The 25225-nt window shown below is 63.1% G+C and carries 20 protein-coding genes, 2 tRNA genes, 2 pseudogenes and 1 riboswitch; of the genes and pseudogenes, 8 read left to right on the top strand and 16 right to left on the bottom strand.

From position 1 onward, the window contains the following. Positions 1–44: 44 nt before the first annotated feature. Genes V5B40_RS00120 through rsmB form a run of 6 tightly spaced genes read right to left on the bottom strand, consistent with a single transcriptional unit; the run spans position 45 to position 8340 of the window. On the bottom strand, positions 45–1499 hold the full coding sequence (locus V5B40_RS00120; protein WP_332352561.1) for a TrkH family potassium uptake protein: 1455 nt from the start codon (positions 1497–1499) through the stop codon (positions 45–47). A gap of 9 nt (positions 1500–1508) precedes the next feature. Further along, on the bottom strand, positions 1509–2939 hold the full coding sequence (trkA, locus tag V5B40_RS00115) for a Trk system potassium transporter TrkA (RefSeq protein WP_332352560.1): 1431 nt from the start codon (positions 2937–2939) through the stop codon (positions 1509–1511). 36 nt (positions 2940–2975) lie between these two features. After that, the gene (locus V5B40_RS00110) at positions 2976–4232 is read right to left on the bottom strand and encodes a sigma-54-dependent transcriptional regulator (protein ID WP_332352559.1); all 1257 of its coding nucleotides are present in this window, start codon (positions 4230–4232) and stop codon (positions 2976–2978) included. A 1-nt stretch (position 4233) separates the two neighbouring features. Next, positions 4234–6390: a sensor histidine kinase gene (locus V5B40_RS00105; RefSeq protein ID WP_332352558.1), complete on the bottom strand. Its 2157-nt coding sequence runs from the start codon at positions 6388–6390 to the stop codon at positions 4234–4236. Further along, positions 6387–7004 carry a DUF4390 domain-containing protein gene (locus V5B40_RS00100; RefSeq protein WP_332352557.1) on the bottom strand — a complete coding sequence of 206 codons (618 nt, stop codon included), beginning with the start codon at positions 7002–7004 and terminating at the stop codon, positions 6387–6389. The genes V5B40_RS00105 and V5B40_RS00100 overlap by 4 nt, the downstream gene beginning before the upstream one ends. 13 nt (positions 7005–7017) lie before the next feature. Continuing rightward, positions 7018–8340, bottom strand: coding sequence for a 16S rRNA (cytosine(967)-C(5))-methyltransferase RsmB (gene rsmB / locus V5B40_RS00095; protein ID WP_332352556.1), 1323 nt, complete (start codon positions 8338–8340; stop codon positions 7018–7020). A 137-nt stretch (positions 8341–8477) separates the two neighbouring features. Between rsmB and V5B40_RS00090 the strand changes: the two genes are divergently transcribed. Next, the gene (locus V5B40_RS00090; protein ID WP_332352555.1) at positions 8478–9548 is read left to right on the top strand and encodes a S1/P1 nuclease; all 1071 of its coding nucleotides are present in this window, start codon (positions 8478–8480) and stop codon (positions 9546–9548) included. 57 nt (positions 9549–9605) lie between these two features. Here V5B40_RS00090 and htpX read toward each other — a convergent pair whose 3' ends face one another. The 3 genes and pseudogenes from htpX to def form a co-directional block, all read right to left on the bottom strand. After that, complete coding sequence (gene htpX / locus V5B40_RS00085) at positions 9606–10451, bottom strand: zinc metalloprotease HtpX (protein WP_332352554.1); 846 nt, start codon at positions 10449–10451, stop codon at positions 9606–9608. A 145-nt stretch (positions 10452–10596) separates the two neighbouring features. Then, positions 10597–11524 (bottom strand): annotated as a pseudogene (gene fmt / locus V5B40_RS00080) (methionyl-tRNA formyltransferase). Continuing rightward, positions 11521–12024: pseudogene (gene def / locus V5B40_RS00075) on the bottom strand (peptide deformylase). Before def ends, fmt begins: the two co-directional pseudogenes overlap by 4 nt. 255 nt (positions 12025–12279) lie before the next feature. On the opposite strand from def, the gene V5B40_RS00070 reads away from it, so the two are divergent. The 5 genes from V5B40_RS00070 to V5B40_RS00050 all read left to right on the top strand — a co-directional run bounded on the left by V5B40_RS00070 (position 12280) and on the right by V5B40_RS00050 (position 17605). Beyond that, on the top strand, positions 12280–13080 hold the full coding sequence (locus V5B40_RS00070; RefSeq protein WP_332352553.1) for a LysM peptidoglycan-binding domain-containing protein: 801 nt from the start codon (positions 12280–12282) through the stop codon (positions 13078–13080). Beyond that, the gene (locus tag V5B40_RS00065; protein WP_332352552.1) at positions 13061–13249 is read left to right on the top strand and encodes a hypothetical protein; all 189 of its coding nucleotides are present in this window, start codon (positions 13061–13063) and stop codon (positions 13247–13249) included. Before V5B40_RS00070 ends, V5B40_RS00065 begins: the two co-directional genes overlap by 20 nt. 2 nt (positions 13250–13251) lie before the next feature. Then, a complete protein-coding gene (gene dprA, locus V5B40_RS00060) occupies positions 13252–14343 on the top strand; it encodes a DNA-processing protein DprA (protein ID WP_043567727.1) in 1092 nt (363 codons plus the stop codon). Positions 14344–14355: 12 nt separating this feature from the next. Then, positions 14356–14805, top strand: coding sequence for a DUF494 family protein (locus tag V5B40_RS00055; RefSeq protein WP_043567724.1), 450 nt, complete (start codon positions 14356–14358; stop codon positions 14803–14805). Between the two features lie 211 nt (positions 14806–15016). Further along, positions 15017–17605 (top strand): DNA topoisomerase III, encoded by a 2589-nt coding sequence (locus tag V5B40_RS00050; protein ID WP_332352551.1) that lies wholly within the window; start codon positions 15017–15019, stop codon positions 17603–17605. 117 nt (positions 17606–17722) lie between these two features. Here the strand turns inward: V5B40_RS00050 and V5B40_RS00045 are convergent, their stop codons facing one another. Continuing rightward, positions 17723–18637: a hydrogen peroxide-inducible genes activator gene (locus V5B40_RS00045; RefSeq protein ID WP_043567721.1), complete on the bottom strand. Its 915-nt coding sequence runs from the start codon at positions 18635–18637 to the stop codon at positions 17723–17725. A gap of 16 nt (positions 18638–18653) precedes the next feature. Then, a complete protein-coding gene (locus V5B40_RS00040; protein WP_434735800.1) occupies positions 18654–19376 on the bottom strand; it encodes a pseudouridine synthase in 723 nt (240 codons plus the stop codon). 189 nt (positions 19377–19565) lie between these two features. On the opposite strand from V5B40_RS00040, the gene V5B40_RS00035 reads away from it, so the two are divergent. Then, complete coding sequence (locus V5B40_RS00035) at positions 19566–19922, top strand: DUF1840 domain-containing protein (protein WP_332352550.1); 357 nt, start codon at positions 19566–19568, stop codon at positions 19920–19922. Between the two features lie 216 nt (positions 19923–20138). Here V5B40_RS00035 and thiC read toward each other — a convergent pair whose 3' ends face one another. The 4 genes from thiC to V5B40_RS00015 all read right to left on the bottom strand — a co-directional run bounded on the left by thiC (position 20139) and on the right by V5B40_RS00015 (position 23332). Beyond that, a complete protein-coding gene (thiC, locus tag V5B40_RS00030; RefSeq protein WP_332352549.1) occupies positions 20139–22055 on the bottom strand; it encodes a phosphomethylpyrimidine synthase ThiC in 1917 nt (638 codons plus the stop codon). A 109-nt stretch (positions 22056–22164) separates the two neighbouring features. After that, positions 22165–22264: riboswitch (TPP riboswitch) on the bottom strand. Positions 22265–22527: 263 nt separating this feature from the next. Beyond that, a tRNA-Glu gene (locus V5B40_RS00025) sits at positions 22528–22603 on the bottom strand. A 25-nt stretch (positions 22604–22628) separates the two neighbouring features. Then, positions 22629–22704, bottom strand: a tRNA-Ala gene (locus tag V5B40_RS00020). 16 nt (positions 22705–22720) lie between these two features. Continuing rightward, positions 22721–23332 (bottom strand): hypothetical protein, encoded by a 612-nt coding sequence (locus V5B40_RS00015; protein WP_043567712.1) that lies wholly within the window; start codon positions 23330–23332, stop codon positions 22721–22723. A 123-nt stretch (positions 23333–23455) separates the two neighbouring features. On the opposite strand from V5B40_RS00015, the gene pyrF reads away from it, so the two are divergent. After that, entirely contained in the window at positions 23456–24280 is an 825-nt protein-coding gene (gene pyrF, locus V5B40_RS00010; RefSeq protein ID WP_043567771.1) for an orotidine-5'-phosphate decarboxylase, read from the top strand. A gap of 100 nt (positions 24281–24380) precedes the next feature. Here pyrF and V5B40_RS00005 read toward each other — a convergent pair. Next, positions 24381–25225 (bottom strand): 6-phosphofructokinase (locus V5B40_RS00005; protein ID WP_332352548.1); only part of this gene is annotated, 845 nt, incomplete at its 5' end.

Raw genomic sequence — 25225 nt, 5'->3', positions numbered from 1 at the left:
GCGAGCGAAAGGTGCTCGAAAAGCGCGATTATCCCCTTTCCCCGCTACTTCCGCCAGAAAGCCGGTGTCATCACCACCAGCAGGGTGAAAATCTCGAGGCGGCCGAGGAGCATGGCGAAGGTGCACACCCAGATCTGGAAGTCGCTCAGTCCGGCGTAATTGCTGGCCGGCCCGACCTGGCCCAATCCCGGCCCGGTGTTGTTGATGCTGGCGACGACGGCCGAAAAGGCGGTGATGATCTCCAGTCCGGACAAGGAAAGAAGCAGCGTCATGCTGGCGATGCAGACCATGTACACAAAGCCGAAAGCGAGCACAGCGAAGAGAATGTTGGATTGCACGACGTCGCCGCCGACTTTTACCGGATGCACGGCGCTGGGGTGCATGGCACGGGTCAGCTCGCGATACACCTGCTTGTAGAGTACCAGCGCGCGAATCATCTTGATGCCGCCACCGGTCGAGCCGGCGCTGGTCGCAAAACTGCACAGAAACAACATCCACAGCGGTGCGAAAAACGGCCACAGAGCATAGTCGGTGGTCGCGAAGCCGGTCGTCGTGGCAATGGAGACGACGTTGAAGGCGGCATCGCGCAGGGCTTCGTCAAAACTTGCATAGACGTCGTGGAAGACGAGAAAGGCGGCGATGCCAACGACACTGCCGAGAGTCACCAGGAGAAACCAGCCGGCTTCCGGGTCGGAGACGTAGGGACGCAGCGAACGCCCGGAGAGAACAACGAAGTGGGTCGCGAAGTTCATCCCGGCGAAGAGCATGAAAACGATAGCGACCGTTTCGATGGTCGGCGAGGCGAAATAGGCAAAGCTCGCGTCGTGGCTGGAAAAACCGCCGAGTCCCATGGTGGCGAACATGTGCATGAGTGCATCCAGCCCGCTCATTCCCGCCCAATAATAGGCCAGGGCGCAGCAGATGGAGGCCAGCGAATAGACGGTCCACAGGCCCTTCGCCGTTTCGGCGATGCGTGGCGTCATCTTGGTGTCCTTCATCGGCCCCGGCGTCTCGGCCTTGAACATCTGTCGGCCGCCGATCCCCAGCAAGGGCAGAATGGCCACCGCAAGAACGATCAGGCCCATGCCGCCAAGCCAGACCATCTGCGTTCGCCAGACGTTGATCGACACCGGTAGCTGGTCCAGGCCGGTGAGAACGGTCGCACCGGTGGTCGTCAGTCCGGACACGGCTTCGAAATAGGCGTCGGTAAAACTAAGCTTGAGTTCGAGGACCAGCGGCAAGGCGGCGTAGATCGGCAGCAGGGTCCACACCAGCGCAACCATCAGAAAACCGTCACGAATCGTCAGATCGCGGGTTTCCTTGCGGGTGACGTACCACAGGCCGGCGCCAGTAGCGACGGTAAGCACAAACGCTTCGTCGAAGGACGCGAAAGCGCCGTCGTCGAGAAACCACGAAAGGCTCAAGGGGAAAAGCATGGTCAACCCGAACATCAGGATCACCAGCGAGAGCACCCGGATCACGGGGTAGAAGCGTTTCATGCCTGCAGATCAGAAGAAGTGGAAGCCAACCGCGAATAGTTTCTCGACCTGCTTGACGACCTTCTTGTCGATGCAGAAAACGATCACGTGGTCACCAGTCTCGATGACGACGTCCTTGTGGGCGATGAGCACCTGCCCGGTCTGCTTCTTCTCTCCCAGGTGGAAGAAGTTGAAGTCTTCAGTTTCGCCGAGGTCGCGCACGATGGCGGCGATAAAGGCGCCGTGAATGACCGGCAATTCGCCGACGCGGCGGCCGACAGCACGTGAATTTTTCTTGTCGCCATGGGCGACGATCTCGAGCGCTTCGGCGGCGCCGCGACGCAGGCTGTGTACCTGCACGACGTCACCATGGCGAACGTAGGTCAGCAAGGTGCCGATCGACACCTGTGCCGGCGAAATGGCGATGTCGATGGGCCCGCCCTGCACCAGTTCAGCGTAGGCGCGCCGGTTGATCAAGGCCACCACGCGCTGACAACCCATGCGCTTGGCCAGCGACGCGCCCATGATGTTGTCTTCGTCGTCGTTGCTCAGCGCAAGGAAGAGTTCCATCTCTTCGATGCCCTCCTGTTGCAGCAACTCCTCATCGGTGGCGTCGCCATTGAGCACCAGCACCGACTTCAGCGAGTTGGCAACGAACTCGGCGCGGCGGCGATCGACCTCGATCAGTTTGACCTCGCACTTGCCTTCCAGAGCCTGTGCAACACGGTGGCCGATGTTGCCGCCGCCGGCAATCATCACTCGCCGCACCGGATCCATCGAGCGGCGCAGCTCGCGCATCACGATGCGGATGTGTTCGTCGGCAGCGAGAACGAAGACCTCGTCGCCGTCGGCGATGATCGTCTCGCCGGTCGGCGTGATTGCACCGCCATGACGATAGATGGCAGCGATGCGTCCGTCGATCTCGGGTGGCAGGTGGTTGCGCATCTCGGAAATCGGGCTGCCGACCAGCAAACCGCCGGCGTAAGCGCGCAGGCCGACCAGCGCCAGGCGTCCGCGAGCAAAACTGAGTACTTGCAGCGCTTCAGGAAAGTCGATCAGGCGCGCGATGTACTCGGTGATCACCTGTTCCGGGCACAAGGCGTAATCGACGGCGAAATTGTCGGGCAAGAGCAGTGTTTCGCTGTCCAGGAAGTCACGCGCGCGCAACCTGGCAATGCGGGCGGGGACGTTGAAGACGCTGTGCGCCACCTTGCAGGCGACGAGATTGGTTTCGTCACTCTGCGTCACGGCGATCAGCAGGTCGGCATCTTCGAGGCCTGCATTGGCCAGTACGGAGGGGTAGGAGGCATTACCGATCACGGTCCGCAGGTCGAGGCGATCCTGCAGGAACGCCAGGCGCTCGTGATCGCTGTCGACGACGGTGATATCGTTATTCTCGGAGACGAGACTTTCCGCGACGCTGGCACCGACCTGGCCGGCGCCCAGAATGACGATCCTCATTTACTTTTCCCTCCCTGGTCAGCATGCGGCGAGAGCTTACTCGCGCTCGTCGCCGCGCCGGCCGATATTGAGACCAAGCTGCCTCAATTTTCGATACAGGTGGGTGCGTTCGAGGCCCGTCTTCTCGGCCAAACGCGTCATGTTACCGCGTTCGCCAGCCAGATGATATTCGAAATACATCCGCTCGAAGGCTTCCCTGGCTTCACGCAGCGGTTGATCGAGAAAGAGCGCCGGCAGCGGCGAGGCAGCACTGCCAGACTCGCTCTGCAAGAGACGTTCGACGTCCTCAGCGGCGATTTCTTCGTCGAGCGCCGAGAGCGCGAGGTTCTTCACGGCGGTCAGCAGTTCCGCCCATTCGCCCTGCCAATGATGCAGCCGCAGGGCGTTACGCGCGCCGCTCGAGAACACGCGCAGAGGCACTTCACCACGCTCGGCAAGATGGGCGAGCAGCAAGGAGGCGATCTCGGGAACGTCGTCGGCGTGCCCGGAAATCTGCGGCAGCGCGACCCAGACTTCGCCGAGTCGGCTGACCAGCAGAGGATCCCAGCCCGCGTCGACGAGAGCCGGCAGCAAGCGACTGGAAGCGGCGACCATTTGCAGATTGTGCCGTTCCAGGCGTTCGAGCGCGAAAACAAGATTCATTTGCTGCAGCTTGCCGAGCTGCGCCAGGTCGGCGATGAAGACCACGCCGCCGCTGGCGTTGTGCAGCATCTCCTGGGTCAGGGGCGTACTCGCCGTGGACAGATCCAGCCACGGCGTGCGGTGCGTCTGCAGGGTACGCGCGCAAATCTCCGCAATGCTACCCGAGGCACTTTTCAGCAGCAGAACCGAGGTCTTGGCTGCGGCCTGTTCGAGACGTCTCTTGAGGTCCTTGAGCAGCGGCGAGCGGGCGAAGGCGTCGAGCGTCAGCGGCTTCTTCTGCAGCACCGTTTCGTGTTTGAGCGCTTTCTTGACCGTGGCCAGCAGCTTCTGCAGGGCGATTGGCTTTTCGAGGAAGTCGGAGGCGCCGATGCGCGTGGCTTCGACCGCCGAATCGATCGTTCCATGTCCGGACATCATCACCACCGGCATGGTCAGCAGGCCGCTCGTCGCCCACTCCTTGAGCAGCGATATACCATCCGTATCGGGCATCCAGATGTCCAGGAGGACTAGATCGGGGCGCATATCGGCGCGTACCTTGCGCGCCGCGGCGGCATTCTCGGCGAGCGTGATCGAATGTCCTTCGTCGGCAAGAATTTCGGAAAGCAGCTCGCGAATGCCCATTTCGTCATCGACGATCAGTATTTGCGCCATGTCAGGCCTCGGAGGAAAGTTTGTGCGAGCGATGTCCGCCAGTCGGCAAGGCTGCCAGCGGCAGGGTAATGCTGACCATTGCGCCGACCGCCTGGCGGTTGTTGACCTTTATGCGACCGTGGTGTTCGTCGACGATCTTCTTGACGATCGCCAGACCAAGGCCGGTGCCACGCGCCTTGGTGGTCACGTAGGGCTCCAGAACACGGGCCATGACTTCAGGCGGGAAGCCCGGCCCGCGGTCGCTGACGACCATCTCGGCCATGTTGTCGAGGGGCAGGGTGCTGATCGTGATACGCGGTGCATCGACCATTTCCTGCGCATCCTCGGCGTTGCGCAGGAGATTGTGGATGACTTGCCGCAGCTGCGTCGCGTCACCCCATACGGGCGGCAAGTCGCCTGCGAGCTTGAGCTTGATCGCTGCTCGCGAAGTCTCGTAGAGGCCAAGCACTTCGCGAATCAGCGCGTTGAGGTCCAGGGCGGCCAGCTCGGGAGCCGGCAGGCGCGCGTAGTCGCTGAAATCATTGACCATCCGCTTCATCGCCTCGACCTGTCTGATGATGGTTTGTGTCGAGCGATCGAGCATGTCGGCGTCGGCGCCGCTGAGCCGATCAGCCAGCTTCATCTGCAAGCGCTCGGCCGAGAGCTGGATCGGCGTCAGCGGATTCTTGATTTCGTGTGCCAATCGGCGCGCGACTTCGCCCCAGGCGGCACTGCGCTGAGCGGCAATCAGCCGCGTCACGTCATCGAACACCACCACGTAGCCACCCAGTGATTCGCCCGGCAGTTTGGTGCCGCGCAGCAGCAGGATCTGCTGCGGCAGGCTCCCCAGCGCATCGAGCTCGATCTGTTCCTGCCATTCGCTGCTGTCGTGTTCGGCAAAATTATCGAGAATCGCCTCGCCGAGCGTCTGCTGGCACGGCCAATCGGCTGCCGCGACACCAAGCAGCGCACTGAAATCATCAGCCAGAATGGTCAGCGCACCCTCGTTAACGGTGCGCAGGACGAAGTGTGTATCGAAGACCAGCACGCCGGCGGAGAGGTTGGCGAGAATCGATTCCAGATAAGCGCGCGCCGCTTCCAGCTCGGCGCGTTGGCGCTCGTTATCGCGACGAGCGTCGTCGAGCTGGCTGGTCATCTGCTTGAAGGAACGCGTCAGCACGCCCAGCTCGTCGCCGCTGTAGACCTCCTGGCGAGGCGTGTAATCGCCAGCAGTGACCGCCTGCGTCCCCTCGGCGAGAATCGACAACGGCGCCGACAAGCGACGGGCAAGCACGAAAGCCAGCGCGATCGCCGTGAACAACGCCAGGAGCACGGTCAGGGTCAGTGTCATGGCGTAGATCCGCGTCAGTCCCTCGCGACCCAGCGACAGTTCTTGATAGTCCGCATAGACGGTCTGTACGCTGTCGGCGTTAAGCGCCAGGACAGCCGGCACCGGGTCGCTCAACTGCAGGATGCGCGTCTCGCCACCGAGGCCCGGCGGCGTCACGGCGACAAGAACCCGCAAGGAGAGGTCTTTTTCGCCGTGGCTTTCGAGAAGCGCCAAGCGGCGTTCGCTAAGCACTTTCCGCAACTCGTCGCCTGCCGGCTTTTTCGGCACCAGCGTCGCCAGTTCGCCGGTGGCGGTGGCCACCAATTCGCCGTTGGTCGCAAACAGCGCCGCCGATTGCAAGCCGTACTGCTCGCGCAAGCGATTGAGGTCGAGGCGGCGCTGCGTTTCGGAACGTTCGCCGAGCTCCATGGCCATCGTCTGCGCCTTTGCTGCAAGATCTTCAAGCAGCGAATCGAGTGCGCTACGGCCAAGATTCAGCCCTGCCTCAAGCGCTTTCTCGACACGGACGTCGAACCAGGTTTCGATGCTCTTGGTGACGAACTGTACCGACACGGCGTAGATCAAGACGCCCGGCAACACCGCCATCAGGCCGAACATCAACATCAGGCGCAGCTTGAGGCGGGAACCGAAGACTTTGGCCTGGTGCTCCCCCCACAGCGAGCGCAACTGCCAGCTGATCAGCGCCAGAAGCGACAGGGCAACGATGACGTTCAGTGCCAGCAGCCACGCGTAGTTGCTGGCGAAGAGGGCGGTATTGGCGCTCGCCGAGGCCAACAAGAAAAGCAGGATGGCGCCAAACGACGCGGCGGCGATGATCAGAATCTTCATTTGCCGTCACCACTCGATGGCGCTGCCGGCAGGTGCGCGGGAGGCGCCACCGGCACGACCTGTGTGCCCGTTCCCCCAGGCTGCACGGAGTCGCCCGGCGTAAAGGTCCACCGGGCCCAGTCCGACGAGAGGTTCCAGTCCCGGTTGGCCAGCGCGTTGACCTGAAAGGTCTTCGGCATCTGGCTCAGGTCGAGGCGCATGCGTACGGCGGCAAGATAGGTTTGATCCGCTTCCACGACGCTGGTGTCGAAAACCAGCCAGTTGCGTAGGCGCGACAAGATGCGCAAGGCCTCTTCGAGCGAGGCAAAGCTCTGGTGCAAAGTGCCGCTGGACAAACGATAGCGGCGGGTCAGGGCGTGATAGGAAAGCAGTAGCGACTGGCTGCGGCTGGCAAGTTGTTCGTCGAGCCAGTACCAGCGCGAGCGGCTGAGCTCGAAATCGATGACGAAGTACAGCCCGACGCCTCTGGTAACGGCATCTTCGAGGCGCGCATTCAGACTGACGCTGAAGTCGGCGGACAGGACATAGCCTTCATCAGCGAGGGCGAGCAAGGGGTTGCGGGCGCTGATGTCTGCTGCCTGCAAGCCGGCTGAGGCGAACAGCAGCCACAGCAAGAAAAAAGCCGCGCTAAGCCGCTTTCTGCAACAAGGCATAAAAGAACCCGTCATGTTCAGGCTGCGGCAGGAGCTCTTCTTCGGCCAGGCGTCGAGCGTCGGGCTGGCGAAACACAAAGGCATCGATCTGCGCACGGTTCTCTTCCGGGAAAACGGAACAGGTGGCATAGAGCAGCCTGCCTCCCGGTTTCAAGAGCGGCCAGAGGCGATCCAGAATCTCTGCCTGAAGGCGAACAAAGCCTCTGATGTCACTTTCACGGCGCAAGTACTTTATATCCGGATGGCGACGAACGACGCCGGACGCGGAGCAGGGCACGTCGGCCAGAATCGCATCGAAGAACTGGCCATCCCACCATTGCTCGGGAGCACGGCAGTCAGCAGGCTTGACCGTCGCCGTCAGACCCAGTCGGCGCAGGTTGTCTTCGACGCGACGCGTACGAGTGGCATCGATATCGATGGCCAGCAGATCGAGATCGGCCGCTTCAAGCAGATGCGCGGTCTTGCCGCCAGGCGCCGCGCAGGCGTCGAGCACGCGCTGGCCGGCCGTCGACGCCAGCAGCTCGGCAGCACGCTGGGCGCCAGCGTCCTGAATCGAAATCAGCCCGTCGGCAAAGCCAGGCAAGCCATCGACCGGCATGGGTTTGTCGAGGAGCAATGCCTGACCGCCAAGCGGGCGCGCGGACGAGCCCACCGCCTGCAGGCGCGCAAGGTAGTCAGCGACAGTGATCCGGCGCTGATTGACGCGCAGAGTCATCGGCGGCTGCGCGTTGCCGGCAGCGACGATTGCCGGCCAGCGATCCGGATAAGCACGACGCAGGCGGGCCAACCACCAGCGCGGATGCTGCTGCGACGCTTCGTCGTCGTCGGCCATGGCCGCATGCAAGGCATGACGCTGCCGCTGGTAGTTGCGCAGAACGCCATTCACCAGGCCCTTGAAGGCCCCGCCCGCAAGCTCGGCAGCCGCCGCGACGGCCTGGTCGACGACCATGTAAGCCGAATCAGGACGGGTCTGTAAACGGTATAGGGCGGCCAGCAGCAGCGCTTCAGTTTCGGGATGCGGCAAGGCGCGCGTCAGCAAGCGCCCGAGGAGAAACTCGCCACACGCGTAGCGACGCAGGCTGCCGTAGGCGACATCCTGAGCAGCCGCGCGCGCTTCCGGATGTTCGCTGCCGAGCGTACTCAGCACCTGCGTCAGGCTTTGCCCGCCGCGAACCGCGGCGATTACCCGCGCCGCCAGCAAGAGGCTAAGTGCCAGCGAATCGGCCGCCAACGCCGAAGCGGTCGACGCGCTAGCGCGCCCGACCGCCGCCTGCTGCTCTTTGGCGGGCTTACGCATGCGCAGCGTACGCGCGGACGGCGATGGGGAGGGAGGGGAAGTCGACAAGGCCAGGGATGCTTTGCTTAAGGTGTGGCGCGAGTTTAGCACGATGCCTGGCGATGGCGGCCTGGTCGCCGGGGGGCGATAATAGCCGCATGTCCTCGCCCTCGCTAAAACCCTACACCGTATTCATCCACATCGAGCCGCTCGAAGACCCAGCCTCGCATCAGGCCTCGGCCTTGACCGCTAAGCCAGGCGCCGCGTCGGCGCGGCGAGGCTTGCTGCTTCGGCCAGGGTTTGTGGCAACAGCGCTACTCTCGCTGCTACTGCTCTTCCCGTCACCGGCGGTCGCCTGGAACGCCGCCGGCCATCGCATCACCGCCTTGATCGCCTGGGAAAAACTCGATCAGGGCAGCAAGTCTGCGCTGGCTGCCTTGCTGCGCAAGCACCCCGACTTCGAACGCTGGCAAGCACGTTCCAAAGACCCTGATGCGGACCGCGCAGCTTTTCTCGAAGCCTCGACCTGGCCGGACGACATCCGCCGCGACCGGCGTTTCTACACCGCCGGACGTGCGCAGCCAACGCCAACGCTGAAAGGTTTCCCGGACATGGAACGTCGACTCGGCTGGCACTATGTCGATCGTCCTCTGCATCGCGAGCGCAGGTCGCGCTCGTCGCCAGGAGTGCTGGACCGCCAATTGACGGCGCTCGCGAAGGTGCTTTGCGACTCGAAACGCAGCGACACTGAGCGCGCTTATGCGCTGCCCTGGCTGATCCATCTGGTCGGTGACGCGCATCAACCGCTGCACGCGGCCAGCCGCAATCGCCCGAACGGCAAAGATGACAGCGGTGGCAACGCGCAGCGGATCATCAACCCTTTCCAGCCGAAGCACCAATCCACCAACCTGCACAGCTACTGGGACGACCTTCCGGGCAAACCATGGCTACGCGACAAGCGCCTGGAGAGCACCGTCAAGGCACTGACAAGTCTCTACCCGGCGGCGGCGCCAGCAGGAGAACCCGCGCAATGGCTCGACGAAAGCTGGCAGCTCGCACAGCGGGCAGCCTACCCACCGGGTAAGGACGCTGTGCTCACGATCAGTGCCCAGTTCCACGCCAGTGCGCTGAAGATCGCCGGCCGCCGCCTTGGCGAAGCTGGCTATCGTCTGGCTGACCAGCTGCGGCGCCTGTTTGGAAAAGCAGGAGAGCGGCAGTGTTCCACGTGAAACATTGCCGCCGAACCAGCCCCGAACTCTAGCCCCGGGAACCCGCCGCGGAGCCGCTCAAGTGCGCGCCAACGCGCGCAGACGCGCGACGCGTTCCTCGGTCGCCGGGTGCGTGCTGAACAGGCCCTTGATACCACCGCCAGAGAGCGGATTGATGATCATCATCTGTGCCGTTTCGGGATGCGCGTCGGCTGGCGCCAAGTGAATCCCGCGAGCGTAAGCATCGATTTTGGTCAGCGCATCGGCCAAGGCATTCGCGTCGCCGGAAATCTCCGCACCACCACGATCAGCCTCGAACTCGCGTGCCCGCGAGATGGCCATCTGAATCAGGGAGGCGGCCAACGGCGCAAGCAGGGCCATCAGGATGCCGACCACAGGATTTGAGCGGCCCTCCGAATCGCGCCCACCGAAGAACATCGCGAAGTTGGCGAGTGCGGAGATTGCTCCGGCCATGGTCGCCGAGATCGTCGAGATCAGGATGTCGCGGTGCCGGACGTGCGCCAGTTCGTGTGCCATCACGCCCCGGATTTCGCGTGCCGACAACAACTGCAGAATCCCGGTTGTCGCCGCAACTGCAGCGTTGTCCGGATTGCGACCGGTGGCAAAGGCATTCGGCTGCGCTTCGTCGATCAGATACACTTTCGGCATCGGTAGCTCGGCCCGTTGCGCGAGCTCGCGAACCATGCCGTAGAACTGCGGCGCCGACACCTCGTCAACCTCGCGCGCCTGGTACATCTTGAGCACCATCTTGTCCGAGTACCAGTAGGCGAAGACATTCATCGCGCCGCCGAAAAGCAGCGCCAGCAACATCCCCGTCTGGCCACCGACCATCGCCCCAATGGCGCCAAACAGCGCCACAATGGCAGCCATCAGAAGCGAAGTTTTTACCCAGTTACCGAGCATTGCAGAGACCTCCTAGAAAACAGCAGTGCACCAAGCAGTTGGTGGCACAAATCAGGTGGTGCCGAACGAGCACAGATTTCAAGTACGCCAGCACCGCGCACGCGCGCGGGCTGTCGCCCTCGATCCAGTCTCGGAGCGCGGGCACTCAGGTGCTGGGCAAAGCACACCGCGAACCCGCCACGATAGGTGTTCCCGACAGGAACTGAGCCGCCGGCAGACGCTTGCCGCCGGCTTTCTGAAGCTCCTCGAGCTGCAGAGCGCCTTCGCCACAGGCAACGACGAGAGCGTTGCGGTCGGCAACGAGGATCTCGCCAGGCCAGCCATTGCCGGTGATCGCCCTGGCACGCCAGACCTTGAGCAGAATGCCGTCGACCACGCAAGAAGCTCCGGGAAAAGGGTTGAAGGCTCTGACCCGGCGGGCCAGCTGCGCGGCCGGCAGACGCCAGTCGAGGGGCGCTTCGGCCTTGTCGATCTTGGCCGCGTAAGTGGCACCGGTCTCTGCTTGCGCTTGCGGCGGCAGCGGCAGACGAGCCAGAGCATCGACGATCAAGCGAGCGCCGAGCAAAGCGAGACGGTCGCTGAGCGCCGCCGCCGTATCGTCGGCAGTGATCGGCAGGCGCTCGCAAAGCAGGACTCGGGCCGCTGTCCAGGCCGGCCTCCATCTGCATGATGCACACCCCGCTCTCAGCGTCGCCGGCGAGAATCGCCCGCTGCACGGGTGCAGCACCGCGCCAGCGCGGCAAAAGCGACGCATGGATGTTGATGCAGCCGGAAGCGGGAATATCCAGCACGCCTGCGGAAGAATCAGTCCATAGGCGGCGACAACCATTGCCTCGGCGCCAAGCGCGCGTAGCTGCTCCTGCGTGCCGCAAGGTCCTTCAAGGTCGATGGCTGCAAGACCTCGATCCCGGACGCCAGAGCCAGCTGCTTGACCGGCGAGGCACGCTGCGCCATGCCGCGCCCCGAGGCGCGGTCGGGCTGCGTGAGGACCACAAGCACCTCATGACCGGCAGCGATGATCGCCTGCAGGGCCTCGTCGCGAACTCGGGCGTACCGGCGAAAATCAGCCTCACGCGGTGATTCTCGCCTGCTTGGCGAGCTTGTTCCTGATCCGCAACTGCTTGAGCTGCGAGAGGTGCTCGACAAAGACCTGTCCCTGCAGGTGATCGATTTCGTGCTGCAGGCAAACGGCCAGCAAACCCACGGCCTCGATGGTCTGCTCTGCGCCGTCAAGGTCGAGATAGCGGACCACGACGTGTTCGGCGCGCGCAACCTTGTCGTAGATCCCGGGCACCGACAGGCAACCTTCCTCGCACACCTGCAGACCGTCCTGCTCGAGAATCTCCGGGTTGATCAGGTAAGCAGCTGATCTCTGGTTTCCGAGGCGTCAATGACGATCAGCTGCTTATGCACATCCACCTGCGTCGCGGCAAGGCCGATTCCTGGTGCTTCGTACATCGTCTCGGCCATGTCACGCGCCAGACGGCGAAGCTTGTCGTCAATCCGTTCGACGCGCACGGCCACCTTTCTTCAGACGCGGATCGGGAAAGCGGAGTATCGGTAGTAGAGACATAAAAGGCTTGATCGAAGAAATAACTACGTGCAGAATCTAATGTAGTGTCTTGGGTATTCCAACGCCGGTTGCGTCGGGCGCACGATGGCTTCGGCCATAGACGCGGCCAACAGCGAACAGGGCAACCCCTGCAGCCGGAGCATTACGCCGCCTCGCCGCCATCCCGCCACACCGCCATGTACGAAGGCTCGTACGAGGATAACACGATGATCCGCATTATATCCGCGTTCATTCTGGCCACGGTCAGCGCGCTCAGTGCCTGCCGCCGGGCAAGCCCCGCTGCTGGCCGAAAGCGCCCCCACCCGACATGTGGTCGTACCCGGTGACACGCTCTGGGGAATTTCGGGGACCTTCCTCAAGGAACCCTGGCGCTGGCCGGAGATCTGGCGGATGAACCGGCAGGAAGTCAGGAATCCGCACCTGATCTATCCCGGTGACGTGATCGTCCTTGATCGTGACGCGCAGGGCAACGCCTTCCTGCGTCTGCAGAGTGCCCGGCTGGAGCCGCAGATTCATTCCGAAATGAACGAAGAGGCGATACCGGCGATTCCGCCAAACGTCATCCGACCTTTCCTCTCCGATCCACTGATCGTCGAAGCGAACGCGCTCGACGCGGCTGCACGCATCGTCGCCACCCAGCTCGATCGGGTCTTTCTCGGCAACGGCGACCTGGCCTACGTGACCAATGCCGACCCTGCCCATCGCGACTGGCAGATCTATCGCAACGGCAAGCCTTTGCGTGACCCGGAGAGCAACGACATCCTGGGCTATGAAGCGTTCTACCTGGGCACCGCGAAACAGCTCGAACCGGGCAACCCGGCGACCTTCGAGGTGCGCTCGGCCACGCAGGAAGTCGGCTTTGGCGATCGCCTGCTGCCGGCGACGCCGCCACCGCTGATCGCCTACGTTCCGCACAAGCCTGACTTTCGCCGTCGATGGCCGCGTGATCTCCGTCTATGGCGGCGTCGACGCAGCCGGTCGCGGCTCGATCATCTCGATCAACCGTGGCACCAGCGATGGCATCGAGATCGGACACGTGCTGGCTCTCGAACGTAATCGCGTGATTCACGAACGCGACGAGCAGGGTGACAAGGCGGTGGTAGACATTCCGCCTTCACGCATTGGCCTGCTTTTCGTCTTCCGCACCTTCGAACGAATTTCCTATGGCCTGGTCGTGCAGTCCGAAGGCACTGTAGATATCAACGACTTCGTCCGCACACCCTAGAAATGGACACCGGCGAGTCGCTCGCCGCCTGGTTGCGACTGACGCTGATTCCGGGTATTGGCGGCAAGACCCAGCGCAAGCTGCTCAACGCCTTCGGGCTTCCAGAAGCCATCTTCGCAGCGGATCGCGCCGCCATTTCCGGCGTTGTCGGCGACAAGGCGGCCAGCCTGCTCCTCGCTGCCGACAATCGCGCAGGGGTGGATAGCGCCCTGGCCTGGTCCGCGGCGCCTGACCACGAGCTGCTCACCCTCGCCGACCGCGAGTATCCGCAAGCCCTGCTGCAGATTTCCGATCCACCGACACTGCTCTACGTCCGTGGTCGCATCGATCTGCTCAACCAACCGGCGCTGGCCATCGTGGGCAGTCGCAACCCCACTCCACAAGGGATCAACAACGCCGAGCGCTTCGCCGCCGCCCTGGCTGAAGCCGGACTGACGATCGCCAGCGGCCTCGCCCTGGGTATCGACGCAGCTGCGCATCGCGGCGCGCTGCGCGCGGCGGCAAGCACGGTGGCTTTCATCGGCACCGGGATCGACCGCCTCTACCCTGCCGCCAACCAGCAACTGGCTCTCGAGATCGCCGCCCGAGGCACTGTCGTTTCCGAGTTTCCACTCGGCGCGCCACCCGCCGCCGCCAACTTCCCGCGCCGTAACCGTCTGATCTCGGGCTTCTCGCGCGGCGCACTGGTCATCGAAGCGACCGTCGACAGCGGTTCGCTGATCACCGCACGCCTTGCGGCCGAACAGGGACGCGAGGTATTCGCCATTCCGGGATCGATTCACTCGCCACATTCGCGCGGCTGCCACAAGCTGATCAGAGAAGGTGCCAAACTGGTAGAAACCGTTCAGGACGTCCTCGACGAGCTCACCTGGCCACTGCTGACGGCGACGACCTCCACGAGCCCTGACGACCCTGCGCCGCAAGGCAGCGGCCTGCTGCCAAGCATGGGATTCGATCCTTGCAGCCTCGACGAGCTGGTCGAACGCAGCGGCTTGACGGCTGACGTCGTTTCGGTGATGCTCCTCCACTTGGAACTGGATGGTCAGGTCGCCACTCTGCCAGGCGGCCGCTACCAACGCATTTGCCAAGCCTGAGAGCCTTTTCTGATGATCGACATTCTGGTCTACCTTTTCGAGAACTATCACGACTTCAGCGCCCGCCCAAAGACCAAGATGCTGAAGCGCCGCTTGAGCGCCGTCGGTTTCGAAGACGAGGCGATCACCGTCGCCCTGGGCTGGCTGGACGGCTTGAAAACGACGCCACTCATTGAGCGGCCACGCGACCAGCGCGCGCTACGCGTCTACCTGTCAGAGGAGCAACGCAAACTTGGCCCGGACTGCCTCGCTTTCATCGCTTTCCTCGAAGCGGCGGAAATGTTGGCGCCCGCCTTGCGCGAACTGGTCGTCGAGGGCGCGATGCTCCTCGACGACGACCCGGTCCCTCTGGGCAAGTTCAAGATCATCGTCTTGATGATCCTCTGGAGTCGTGAGCAGGCGCTAGAGCCCCTGATCGTCGAGGAACTTCTCGACGACGGTGAGCACAGACTGCTGCACTGAGCACCGCGCGCCTTCGCTACCAGGACGCTGCTACCGCTCCGGCGACGGCAGGGCAGGCAGCGGTTTCGGCGACCCTCTCGCGAACAGCACTGCCGCCCGCCTTGCTTGCCAAGGGCGGTAGAGTGCTCTTATCATGGCCCGCCGAACCCTGTAGTGTTGGGCCATCCGGCCAGCCGCATTTTGGCCACTTTCCCGGACTGATGAAGACCCCATGAGCAAGAAACTGATCATCACCGAGAAACCCTCCGTCGCCGCTGACCTCGCACGCGCCCTCGGTGGCTTTGTTCGACACGAGGACTATTTCGAGAGTGACGACTACGTGCTCTCCTCGGCCGTCGGGCATCTGCTCGAACTGGCCTGCCCCGAGGAGTACGAGGTCAAGCGCGGCAAGTGGTCTTTCGCCCATTTGCCGGTGATCCCGCCGCACTTCGCGTTGCAGCCGATTCAGAAAACAGAGGCGCGTCTAAAGCTGCTGGTCCGCCTGATCAAACGCAAGGATGTCGACGGTCTGGTCAACGCCTGCGACGCCGGGCGCGAAGGCGAGCTGATCTTCAACTACATCGTCCAGCACGCCAAGACCAGCAAGCCGGTGGAACGTTTGTGGCTGCAGTCGATGACCCAACAGGCTATCCGCGACGGCTTCGCCCGCCTGCGCAGCGGCGCCGAAATGCGCGGTCTGGCCGATGCGGCCGTCTGCCGCTCGGAATCGGACTGGTTGGTCGGCATCAATGGCACGCGCGCGATGACCGCCTTTAACTCGAAGACCGGCGGCTTCCACCTGACGACCGTCGGCCGCGTCCAGACACCGACTCTGGCGCTGATGGTCGACCGTGAAGACCGCATTCGCAAGTTCAAGCCGCGCGCCTACTGGGAAGTCGAGGCGCTCTTCGTTTGTGCCGCCGGCAACTACCGGGGCAAGTGGTTCGACGAGAACTACAAGGGCAAGGACAACGACGAACATGCGCGTGCCGACCGCCTGTGGGACGAAGCGCGCGCCATCGCACTGCAGAAGAAGTGCACCGGCCGGGACGGCGAAGTCAGCGAAGAGTCCAAGGCCTCGACGCAGCTGTCGCCGCTGCTCTACGACCTGACCAGCCTGCAACGCGAAGCCAACGGCCGTTTCGGCTTTTCGGCGAAAGCGACGCTCGGACTGGCGCAAGCGCTCTACGAAAAGCACAAGGTATTGACCTACCCACGGACCGACGCCCGTGCGCTGCCCGAGGACTACCGTGAAACGGTCCGGGCGACGCTATCGATGCTCACCGGCGAGGGGGTCACGAAAGGAAGCGACGAAGCCACCCTGGCCCGCTACGCGCCTTTCGCATCGAACATCCTGGCTCGCCAGTGGGTCGTCGCGAACAAGCGCATTTTCAACAACGCCAAGATCTCCGATCACTTCGCGATCATCCCGACGCTGCAGGCGCCAAAACACCTCTCCGAACCGGAGATGAAGCTCTACGACATGGTCGTCAAGCGTTTCCTCGCCGTTTTCTATCCCGCCGCCGAATCGTTGATCACGACGCGCATCACGCGCGTCGAGGGCGAGCCATTCAAGACCGAAGGCAAGGTCCTGGTCAATCCCGGCTGGCTCGCGGTCTATGGCCGCGACGCGCAGGAAGGCAGCGAAGGCAATCTCGTCGCCGTGCAGCCCGACGAAATCGTTCATGGCGAAGAGGTTCTCCTCAACGCACACGAAACCAAGCCGCCGCCGCGCTACTCGGAGGCCACTCTGTTGACGGCCATGGAAGGCGCGGGCAAGTCGATGGACGACGAGGAGTTGCGCGCGGCGATGGCCGGACGCGGCCTCGGGACGCCAGCGACACGCGCGCAAATCATCGAGAACCTGATCGCCGAACAGTATCTTCACCGCGACGGCCGCGAACTGCAGCCGACGGCCAAGGCTTTCTCGCTGATGACGCTGCTCAACGGCCTCGGCATTCCCGAGCTGACGGCGCCCGAGCTCACCGGGGCATGGGAATGGAAGCTGGCGCGCATGGAAAGCGGCGAGATGTCGCGCAAGGAATTCATGGGCGAGATCGCGGCAATGACCGAGCGCATCGTTGCTCGCGCCAAGAGCTACGATAGCGACACCATCCCCGGCGACTTCGGCGAACTGACGACCCCTTGCCCCAAGTGCGGCGGTCTGATCAAGGAAACCTACAAGAAGTTTCAGTGCCAGGCCTGTGACTTCGCACTCTGGAAGATCGTCGCCGGCCGCCAGTTCGAAGGTAGCGAGATCGAGGAGCTGCTCACCGAACGCAGGATCGGCCCCTTGACCGGCTTCCGCAACAAGATGGGACGCCCTTTCAACGCGATCATCAAGCTTAACGCCGACAACGCCCCTGAGTTCGACTTCGGCCAGGGAAGCGCTGGGGACGCCGCCGAAGAAGTCGACTTCTCGCAAAGCGAAGCCCAGGGCGCCTGCCCGAAGTGCGGCGCACGAGTATTCGCGCACGGCATGGCCTACGTTTGCGAGAAATCGCAGGGACCGAACAAGAGTTGCGACTTCCGATCGGGAACGATCATTCTCCAGCAGCAGATCGAACCCGAACAGATGCAAAAGCTGCTGAGCAGCGGGCGGACCGACCTCCTGCGCGGCTTCGTCTCGGCACGCACCCGGCGGAAGTTCTCCGCGTATCTGGTCCGCGGCGGCGATGGAAAAGTCGGCTTCGAGTTCGAGAAACGGGAACCCAAGGCAACGACCAGGAAGCCCCGAGTGGCCACCGCGAAGACTGACAACAACACGCCGGAAGGCAGCGAAACAACCAGCGCCAGCGCACGCAAGAAGGTGGCCGACTAGGAGCACACCCGCAACAAGGCAGCCTTGCTGCCGTGTTGCGCCGCTGTTTCACGTGAAACAGCGGCGCGGCGGGCCGCAGCCCCGGAATCGCCCGGCCGAAAAGCCGTTCACCGGACACTAATCGCGGACAATCACTCCGGGCGGCGGTGCGTCCAGGATCGCCGCACGCAAGACGTCGATCGCCTGCGGCCGCGGGAAGGTCGCCCGCCAGGCGATCACCACCTGGCGAAGCGGTGCCGGCTCGCTGAAATTGCGGAACTCCAGCAACAGGTCATCACGCGGCCACGCCGCCGCCGCGGAGGCCGGCACCACAGAGATTCCGGCGCCACTGGCCACCATGTAGCGCACCGTTTCGAGCGAGCTTCCCTCGCTCGCCCCGTCGGTACCGCCTGGGCCGGAAAGCTGTGGGCACGCCTGGACCACCTGATCGCGAAAACAATTACCGTTGCCGAGCAGGAGCAGGTTCTCGGACGCCACCTCATTGGGGTCGATCAGGGTTTGCTGCGTCAGCCCATGCCCGCTCGGCAAGACCATGCAAAAAGGCTCCTCGTAAACCACCCGTGAAACGATCCCTGCTTCCGCAAATGGCAAGGCGACGACGATCGCGTCAAGTTCGCCGCGACGCAACTGCGCGCTCAGGTTTACTGTGAAATTCTCATGCAGAAAGAGCGGCATCCGCGGCGCACGCAAGTGCAAAGCCGGAATCAGGCGGGGCAACAGGTATGGCGCAATTGTGTAGATGACCCCCAGGCGCAACGGTCCAAGCAAGGGGTCCTTGCCCTGTTCGACGAGCTCCTTCAGCCTGCTCGCCTCGTCCAAAACCCGCTCCGCCTGAGCGGCAATCTGTTCGCCGAGCATCGTCAGCCGCACTTCAGCCGAAGACCGCTCGAAGAGAATCACTCCGTAGCGCTGCTCGAACTTCTTCAAGGCCACCGACAAGGTCGGCTGGCTGACGTGGCATTTTTCCGCGGCCCGACCGAAGTGCTTCTCGAGGGCCAGCGTCGCGATGTAGCGCAACTCGGTCAAGGTCACTGCCGATCCTCCCCTTTCAGAAAGAGCCACCCTTGTCGGCCGCCAGCAGTGCCAGCTCCGCCGCTTCCAGCCACATCCACCGCCCAACCTCGAGCGACGCCGGCAAGCTGAAACCGCCGATGCTCGTCCGATGCAATGCCTCGACCCGATTGCCGGCCGCAGCAAGCATGCGCTTGACCAGATGATAGCGACCCTGCGTCACCGTCAAGCGCAGGCAGCGCTCGCCGAGAAGAGTGCAGTCCAACGCGGTAACCGGCTCGGGGTCGTCATGCAGCACCACGCCACTCAGCAGCGCACCCATCTGTGACGCGTCGACCACATGCCGCGTTGTCACCTCATAGACCTTGGGCACCGCCTTTTTTGGTGAACTCAAGCGGTGAATGAACTGACCGTCGTCAGTCAATAGCAGCAACCCGGTCGTGTCCTCGTCGAGCCGACCGACCGCTTGCACGCCACGCTTGATGAGAGGATCGGGAAGCAGCGAGTAGACGCTGGGGTGGTGTAAGGGTCGCTGCGAGCATTCATGGCCTGCTGGTTTGTGCAGCGCCAGATACGCGAAACGCCGATAAAGCCAGGCAACTCCGTCTACCGCAAAGCGCAGGCCCTCGGCCTCGAAGCGGGCAAAGGGATCAGCGCAGGGCTGCCCGGCAACGCTGACGCTCCCCGACCGAATCAGTGCGCGGCAGTCAGCCCGGCTGCCAAAGCCCTGCGAGCGCAGCAGACGCTCCAGTTCGATCATCGAAACCGCTCAAGAGTGGCGCAGCAAGCCAAGGTGCGGCGTAGGCCGCGAGCTTTCCGTGACGTAAGAATTGTACTCATGTCCGCAGTGTACACGACCCCGCGCTCCGTCCCATCGCCGGCTATTGTTCTTCCCCGCCGCAACGAGGACAATGGAAGGCATTGAACCCAATCTGAAGGGAAGCCGAGCATGCTGGTCAAATTCAACTCGAGCACCTCCGGGCAGATCATGATGTTCTCTCCGGCCGCCCGCCAGTTGCTCGAAATCCTGCACAAGGACTGCACCGCGCGCGGCGTGATTACCAGCGAGCAGTTGCCCGAAGCCATCGAACGCCTGCGGCGCGCCGTTGCTGGCGGCGGCGAGCAACGGCAAGCCTTCCTGCCTCAGACCGGTACCCCCGCCCAAGATGACGACAGCAACGACGATCAAAGGGCCGACGGTCCGCCGATCGGATTGGCTCAGCGCGCCTTCCCGCTGATCGAACTCCTGGAGTGGACGCGCAAGGAGGACGGCTACATTCTCTGGGAAGCGGCCAAGGATTTCTAGGGGGCCCGCGGCTCGCTTCTGCCGCCGCATCGTCGATCGCCGCCTTGGCTCGTGGCCTTGATGGCGATCATCACATCATCAGTGGCGTCGTCGCCCTGCCGAACCACGCTCGGTGCTGGCGGTGCTCGATGAAGCGCGGCAGGCGCGCCGTAACCGCCCAGCGAGCGAGGCGAGCACAAGCTCAGACGCAGGGTGTCCGGCGTCATTCCCCCGCACTCAGACCTTCCGATACACCTCGGCGCCAGCCTTGACGAACTCGATCGCCTTCGCCTCCATCCCCTTGCTCAGCGCCTGCGCCTCGCTGACTCCCTGCGCTGCGGCGTACTCCCTGACTTCCTGGGTGATCTTCATCGAACAGAAGTGCGGACCGCACATTGAGCAGAAGTGCGCGACCTTGGCCGACTCCTTGGGCAGTGTTTCGTCGTGAAACTCGCGCGCCTTGTCGGGGTCGAGGCCGAGGTTGAACTGATCCTCCCAGCGAAACTCGAAGCGCGCCTTCGACAGCGCGTTGTCGCGAATCTGCGCGCCGGGATGCCCTTTCGCCAGGTCGGCAGCGTGCGCCGCCAGTTTGTAGGTGATGATTCCCACCTTGACATCGTCCTTGTCCGGCAAGCCGAGGTGCTCCTTGGGCGTCACGTAGCAGAGCATGGCGGTGCCGAACCAGCCGATCATCGCCGCACCGATGCCGCTGGTAATGTGGTCGTAGCCGGGCGCGATATCGGTGGTCAGAGGGCCAAGCGTGTAGAACGGCGCTTCCTTGCACTGCTCGAGTTGCAGATCCATGTTCTCCTTGATCATGTGCATCGGCACATGGCCCGGCCCCTCGATCATCACCTGCACGTCGTGCTTCCAGGCGATGTCGGTGAGTTCGCCCAGCGTCTTCAGTTCGCCCAGTTGCGCTGCGTCGTTGGCATCGTAGATCGACCCCGGGCGCAAGCCATCACCGAGGCTGAAAGCGACGTCGTAGGCCTTCATGATCGCGCAGATCTCTTCGAAGTGCGTGTACAGGAAACTCTCACGGTGATGCGCGAGGCACCACTTGGCCATGATCGAACCCCCGCGCGAGACGATACCGGTCAGGCGGCTGGCAGTCAGTGGCACGTAGCGCAGCAGAACGCCGGCGTGAATGGTGAAGTAGTCAACGCCCTGTTCGGCCTGCTCGATCAAGGTGTCGCGGAAGATTTCCCAGGTCAGCTCTTCGGCCTTGCCGTTGACTTTCTCCAGCGCCTGGTAGATCGGCACCGTGCCGATCGGTACCGGGCTGTTGCGAATGATCCACTCGCGCGTTTCGTGAATATTCTTGCCGGTCGACAGATCCATCACCGTGTCGCCCCCCCAGCGGATCGACCAGGTCATCTTCTCGACTTCTTCCTGAATGCTCGAACCCAACGCCGAGTTGCCGATGTTGGCGTTTATCTTGGTCAGGAAGTTTCGACCGATGATCATCGGCTCGCTTTCCGGGTGATTGATGTTGCAGGGAATGATCGCCCGCCCGCGAGCCACCTCCGAGCGTACGAACTCCGCCGTGATCTCGTCCGGAATGCTGGCCCCGAAACTGTTGCCCGCATGCTGGCGGCAAAGGATTTCTGCGAAGCGTTCGCCCTGCGCCCCGGAAGCCTTCAGTTGCTCGACGTAGGCGCGGCGGTTGTTGTTCTCGCGGATGGCGACGTATTCCATTTCCGGAGTGATGAGGCCGCGCCGGGCGTAGTGCATCTGACTGACGTTGGCGCCGTTCCTGGCACGCAGCGGCCGGCGCTGCAGGCCGGGAAAACGCAGTTCGTCGAGAGCCGGGTCGGCGGCGCGCACACGCCCGAAATCGGAACTCAGGTCGCCGAGCGCCTCGCAATCACCGCGCTCGGCAATCCACTGCGCGCGCAGCGCCGGCAGGCCCTGGCGGATATCGATCGCCGCCTGCGGATCCGAGTACGGTCCCGAGCAGTCGTAGACGTAAATTGGCGGGTTCTTCTCGCCACCAAAAGCGGTGTCGGTATCGGCCTGAGAAATTTCGCGCATCGGTACGCGCAGATCGGCGCGGCTACCGGTAACGTAGATCTTGCGGGAATTCGGCAACGGCTGGATGGCGGCCTGGTCGACGTGAGCGTCAGCAGCGATGAATTTCTCGTTAGCGTTCATGGTGTTTCCTTGCAGAGGGGTACGGCAAAAGCGCTACGCAAGCGTGCAGCGTGCAAGGGGCCAGACAGACGAGAGAGACGGAGTGAAGAACACCCTGCGCACCCTGAAAACCCCGTGCGCTCCGCTTCCCTACGACGGCATGACCCGTACAGGTTCGAAGGGACTCTCTCAGCCACAGCGTGATCCGCGCGGCACCCCCAACGTGAGCGCCCCAAATTACTGCAACTGTCGGCATTTAGCAAGAATGTCGACATCGTCCGGGAGCACTCATCGCTCGCGGAAAGCACTGACGCGACGTGGCTATGCGGCGCTCGGCGGAAAATTCGCAAATCAAGGTCGAAGTGCCCGCGGTCGCGAGCGTTGGATAGGGCAGTCACGATCAGGTCGACGACCACCACACAGCGGTTTCCCGCACACGGCAAAAAAGGAGTGCGCATCTTGTGCAGGCGCACTGCACGAACCGCAGTGGCGCTGGCGTCCCCACGGGGATTCGAACCCCGGTACCTACCGTGAAAGGGTAGTGTCCTAGGCCTCTAGACGATGGGGACCCGGAACAGGAATCTCTCGACTTGCTGGTGGAGGTACGCGGGATCGAACCGCGGACCTCTTGCATGCCATGCAAGCGCTCTCCCAGCTGAGCTATACCCCCTCGAAAGAAGCGCGCATTATAGGGTTCGAGGCGGGGCTTGTAAAGCGCCGTTCATCACCGTAGAAAAATCGACCCAGTCTCGCTCCCCGTCGATCTCCTGCAGGCGGCGAAGGTTGCGCGCGCGCAACTGCTTGCTCAGCGAACGGCGTCCGATACGCGCATCAGAAATGTCGATCAGCCCGAATTGCTGATCGGGCATGTAGACCACGTTGCCGAGATGCAGCGAGCGGAAATAGACGCCGGCCTGGTGCAAGCGAATGACGAAGTCCGTGAACGCCCGCTTCAAGCCTGGCTCGATAGCCGGGTCTAAGCCCTCGCGCAGCATCTCACGCAGCGTCTTGCCGGTCAGCGGGTGGTAGTGCACGCCGTCGCGGGCAATCGAAGGAATTCGCCAGACGGCGATGATCACCGGCGCCGCTATGTGGCGCTGGTGAAGAGCCTCGGCGTTGTCGGCGAAGCGTTGCGCATAGGGCGACCAGGCTGCCGAAGAGAGCAGACGCTTGCGGCGAAAGAGCTTGAGGATTGTTCCGTCGGCAAGGCGCAGGACCTTGTCACCAAAGCCATCCGCCTCGAGGATTTCGGCGCCCGCTCGCATGGCAAGGTACTCGTCGTGCTCCAGTTTCTTCAAAGGGCTTCCCCGCGCGAAAGCCCCGAGTCTACCTTTTTCGGCGAACAGCAGGCGCGATCACCTGCGTCGGCCCGAGTCACGGCCGTTAGAATGCAGTTTTTTGCCAAGAGTGATGATCATCCGATGAACTTCATGCACGCTCTCAACGCTGCCTGGCACGACCGCAACAGCCTGCTCTGCGTCGGCCTGGACCCCGACCCGGCGCGCTTCCCCGCCCACTTGCGCGGTCAGCCAGACGCCATTTTTAACTTCTGCAAAGCAATCGTCGACGCCACCGCCGACCTGGTGTGCTCGTTCAAGCCGCAGATCGCCTATTTCGCCGCTCAGCGTGCCGAAGACCAGCTACAGGCCCTGATCGCCCACATCCACGACGCTCACCCGACGACACCGGTGATCCTCGATGCCAAGCGCGGCGACATCGGCAGTACCGCCGAGCAATACGCCATAGAGGCCTTCGAACGCTTCAAAGCCGACGCGCTCACCGTCAACCCCTACATGGGGCGCGACTCGATCGAACCTTATCTGGCCTACGCTGACAAGGGCGTTATCCTGCTCTGCCGAACCTCGAACCCCGGCGGCAGCGACCTGCAGTTCCTCGACGTCGGTGGCGAAAAGCTCTACGAGCGGGTCGCCCGCCTGGTCAGCCAGGAATGGAACCAGGGCGGTCAGTGCGCACTCGTCGTCGGTGCCACCTTCCCCGGCGAAATTGCCCGCGTTCGCGAACTGAGCGGCGACATGCCGCTACTTGTTCCAGGTATCGGTGCGCAGGGCGGCGACATCGAGGCAACGGTCCGCGCCGGCCGTACGGCACACGGCGACGGCCTGCTGATCAATTCCTCACGCGCCATCCTCTATGCCGGCAGCGGTGAGGACTTCGCGCAGGCGGCACGGCGCGTTGCTCTGGACACACGCCATGCCATCAACGTCCATCGCCACCCTGCGCCTTAGACTGACTGCCGACAACAACCCTGCGCGGCCAGCAACGTCGCTGATAGCTCCACGCCAGGCGCTGGCTGGAGCGCGCGCAAGCACCATCGACGGCCGCCGTTTAAACTGCGTCCGCCGCTGGCCGTGCCATGCCCAGCATGACCGGCCGCAAGTCCATCCACCATTGTTCCGTCGGCCGCCGATGCTCCAGATCGACCACATCATGCATGCGGTTGATCGGAGAGATCATGACCTTGCCTTCGACCAGGCCGATATAGGCACCGGCAGCCGAACCCCGCTCCAGTTCGCGGGTCAGGAAATCGATGCAGTGCGCCGCCAGGCGGGTTGCCAGCACGCGGTCAAACGGCGAAGGGTTGCCGCCCTGCTGGACGTGACCCAGGATTGCCTGGCGCACGTCGAACAGGCCGTGACCTTCCTCCTCGAACAGCCGGCACATGAAATCGGTCGTGTACTGCGCGTTTGCGCGCTCGTTGCGAATCGTGAGATAGAAACGCCGACCGCCATGAAAACCCTCGATCATCCGTTCCACATCGGCTTGCAGGTCCTTCAACGAGACCCCTTCCTCGGGCAGGTAGATGCGCTCGGCGCCACTGGCAAGACCGCTCATCAGCGCCAGATAGCCGCAGTAGCGGCCCATGACTTCGACCACGAAGCACCGCCGCGCCGCTATGGCCGACTGCTTGATGCGGTCGAGCGCCTCGACAATGGCGTTGAGAGCGGTATCGGCACCGATGCTCAACTCAGAGCCGGGCAGGTTGTTATCGATGCTCGCCGGCAGGCAAATGATGGGAATCTTGAATGCCGGATAGCGCTCGCGTTCGCTATAGAGGTTATGGGCAACCCTGTAGGCCAGCCAGCCACCAATGATCAGTAGTCCGTCGATGCGGTACGTTTCGAGCGCTCGCGCGACGGTATAGAGCTGCTCGACGGTCGGCGCCTGCCGGG

The sequence above is a fragment of the Candidatus Accumulibacter meliphilus genome (assembly GCF_036625345.1).
Classification (GTDB): Bacteria; Pseudomonadota; Gammaproteobacteria; order Burkholderiales; family Rhodocyclaceae; genus Accumulibacter; species Accumulibacter meliphilus.
This window is presented reverse-complemented; position numbering and strand designations above follow the sequence as displayed.

What these genes read in the sequence shown, in the direction of transcription:
- V5B40_RS00120 (WP_332352561.1), bottom strand. Translation starts at nt 1,499, where the DNA reads ATGAAACGCTTCTACCCCGTGATCCGGGTGCTCTCGCTGGTGATCCTG.
- trkA (WP_332352560.1), bottom strand. Translation starts at nt 2,939, where the DNA reads ATGAGGATCGTCATTCTGGGCGCCGGCCAGGTCGGTGCCAGCGTCGCG.
- V5B40_RS00110 (WP_332352559.1), bottom strand. Translation starts at nt 4,232, where the DNA reads ATGGCGCAAATACTGATCGTCGATGACGAAATGGGCATTCGCGAGCTG.
- V5B40_RS00105 (WP_332352558.1), bottom strand. Translation starts at nt 6,390, where the DNA reads ATGAAGATTCTGATCATCGCCGCCGCGTCGTTTGGCGCCATCCTGCTT.
- rsmB (WP_332352556.1), bottom strand. Translation starts at nt 8,340, where the DNA reads ATGCGTAAGCCCGCCAAAGAGCAGCAGGCGGCGGTCGGGCGCGCTAGC.
- V5B40_RS00090 (WP_332352555.1), top strand. Translation starts at nt 8,478, where the DNA reads ATGTCCTCGCCCTCGCTAAAACCCTACACCGTATTCATCCACATCGAG.
- htpX (WP_332352554.1), bottom strand. Translation starts at nt 10,451, where the DNA reads ATGCTCGGTAACTGGGTAAAAACTTCGCTTCTGATGGCTGCCATTGTG.
- dprA (WP_043567727.1), top strand. Translation starts at nt 13,252, where the DNA reads ATGGACACCGGCGAGTCGCTCGCCGCCTGGTTGCGACTGACGCTGATT.
- V5B40_RS00055 (WP_043567724.1), top strand. Translation starts at nt 14,356, where the DNA reads ATGATCGACATTCTGGTCTACCTTTTCGAGAACTATCACGACTTCAGC.
- V5B40_RS00050 (WP_332352551.1), top strand. Translation starts at nt 15,017, where the DNA reads ATGAGCAAGAAACTGATCATCACCGAGAAACCCTCCGTCGCCGCTGAC.
- V5B40_RS00040 (WP_434735800.1), bottom strand. Translation starts at nt 19,376, where the DNA reads ATGATCGAACTGGAGCGTCTGCTGCGCTCGCAGGGCTTTGGCAGCCGG.
- V5B40_RS00035 (WP_332352550.1), top strand. Translation starts at nt 19,566, where the DNA reads ATGCTGGTCAAATTCAACTCGAGCACCTCCGGGCAGATCATGATGTTC.
- thiC (WP_332352549.1), bottom strand. Translation starts at nt 22,055, where the DNA reads ATGAACGCTAACGAGAAATTCATCGCTGCTGACGCTCACGTCGACCAG.
- pyrF (WP_043567771.1), top strand. Translation starts at nt 23,456, where the DNA reads ATGAACTTCATGCACGCTCTCAACGCTGCCTGGCACGACCGCAACAGC.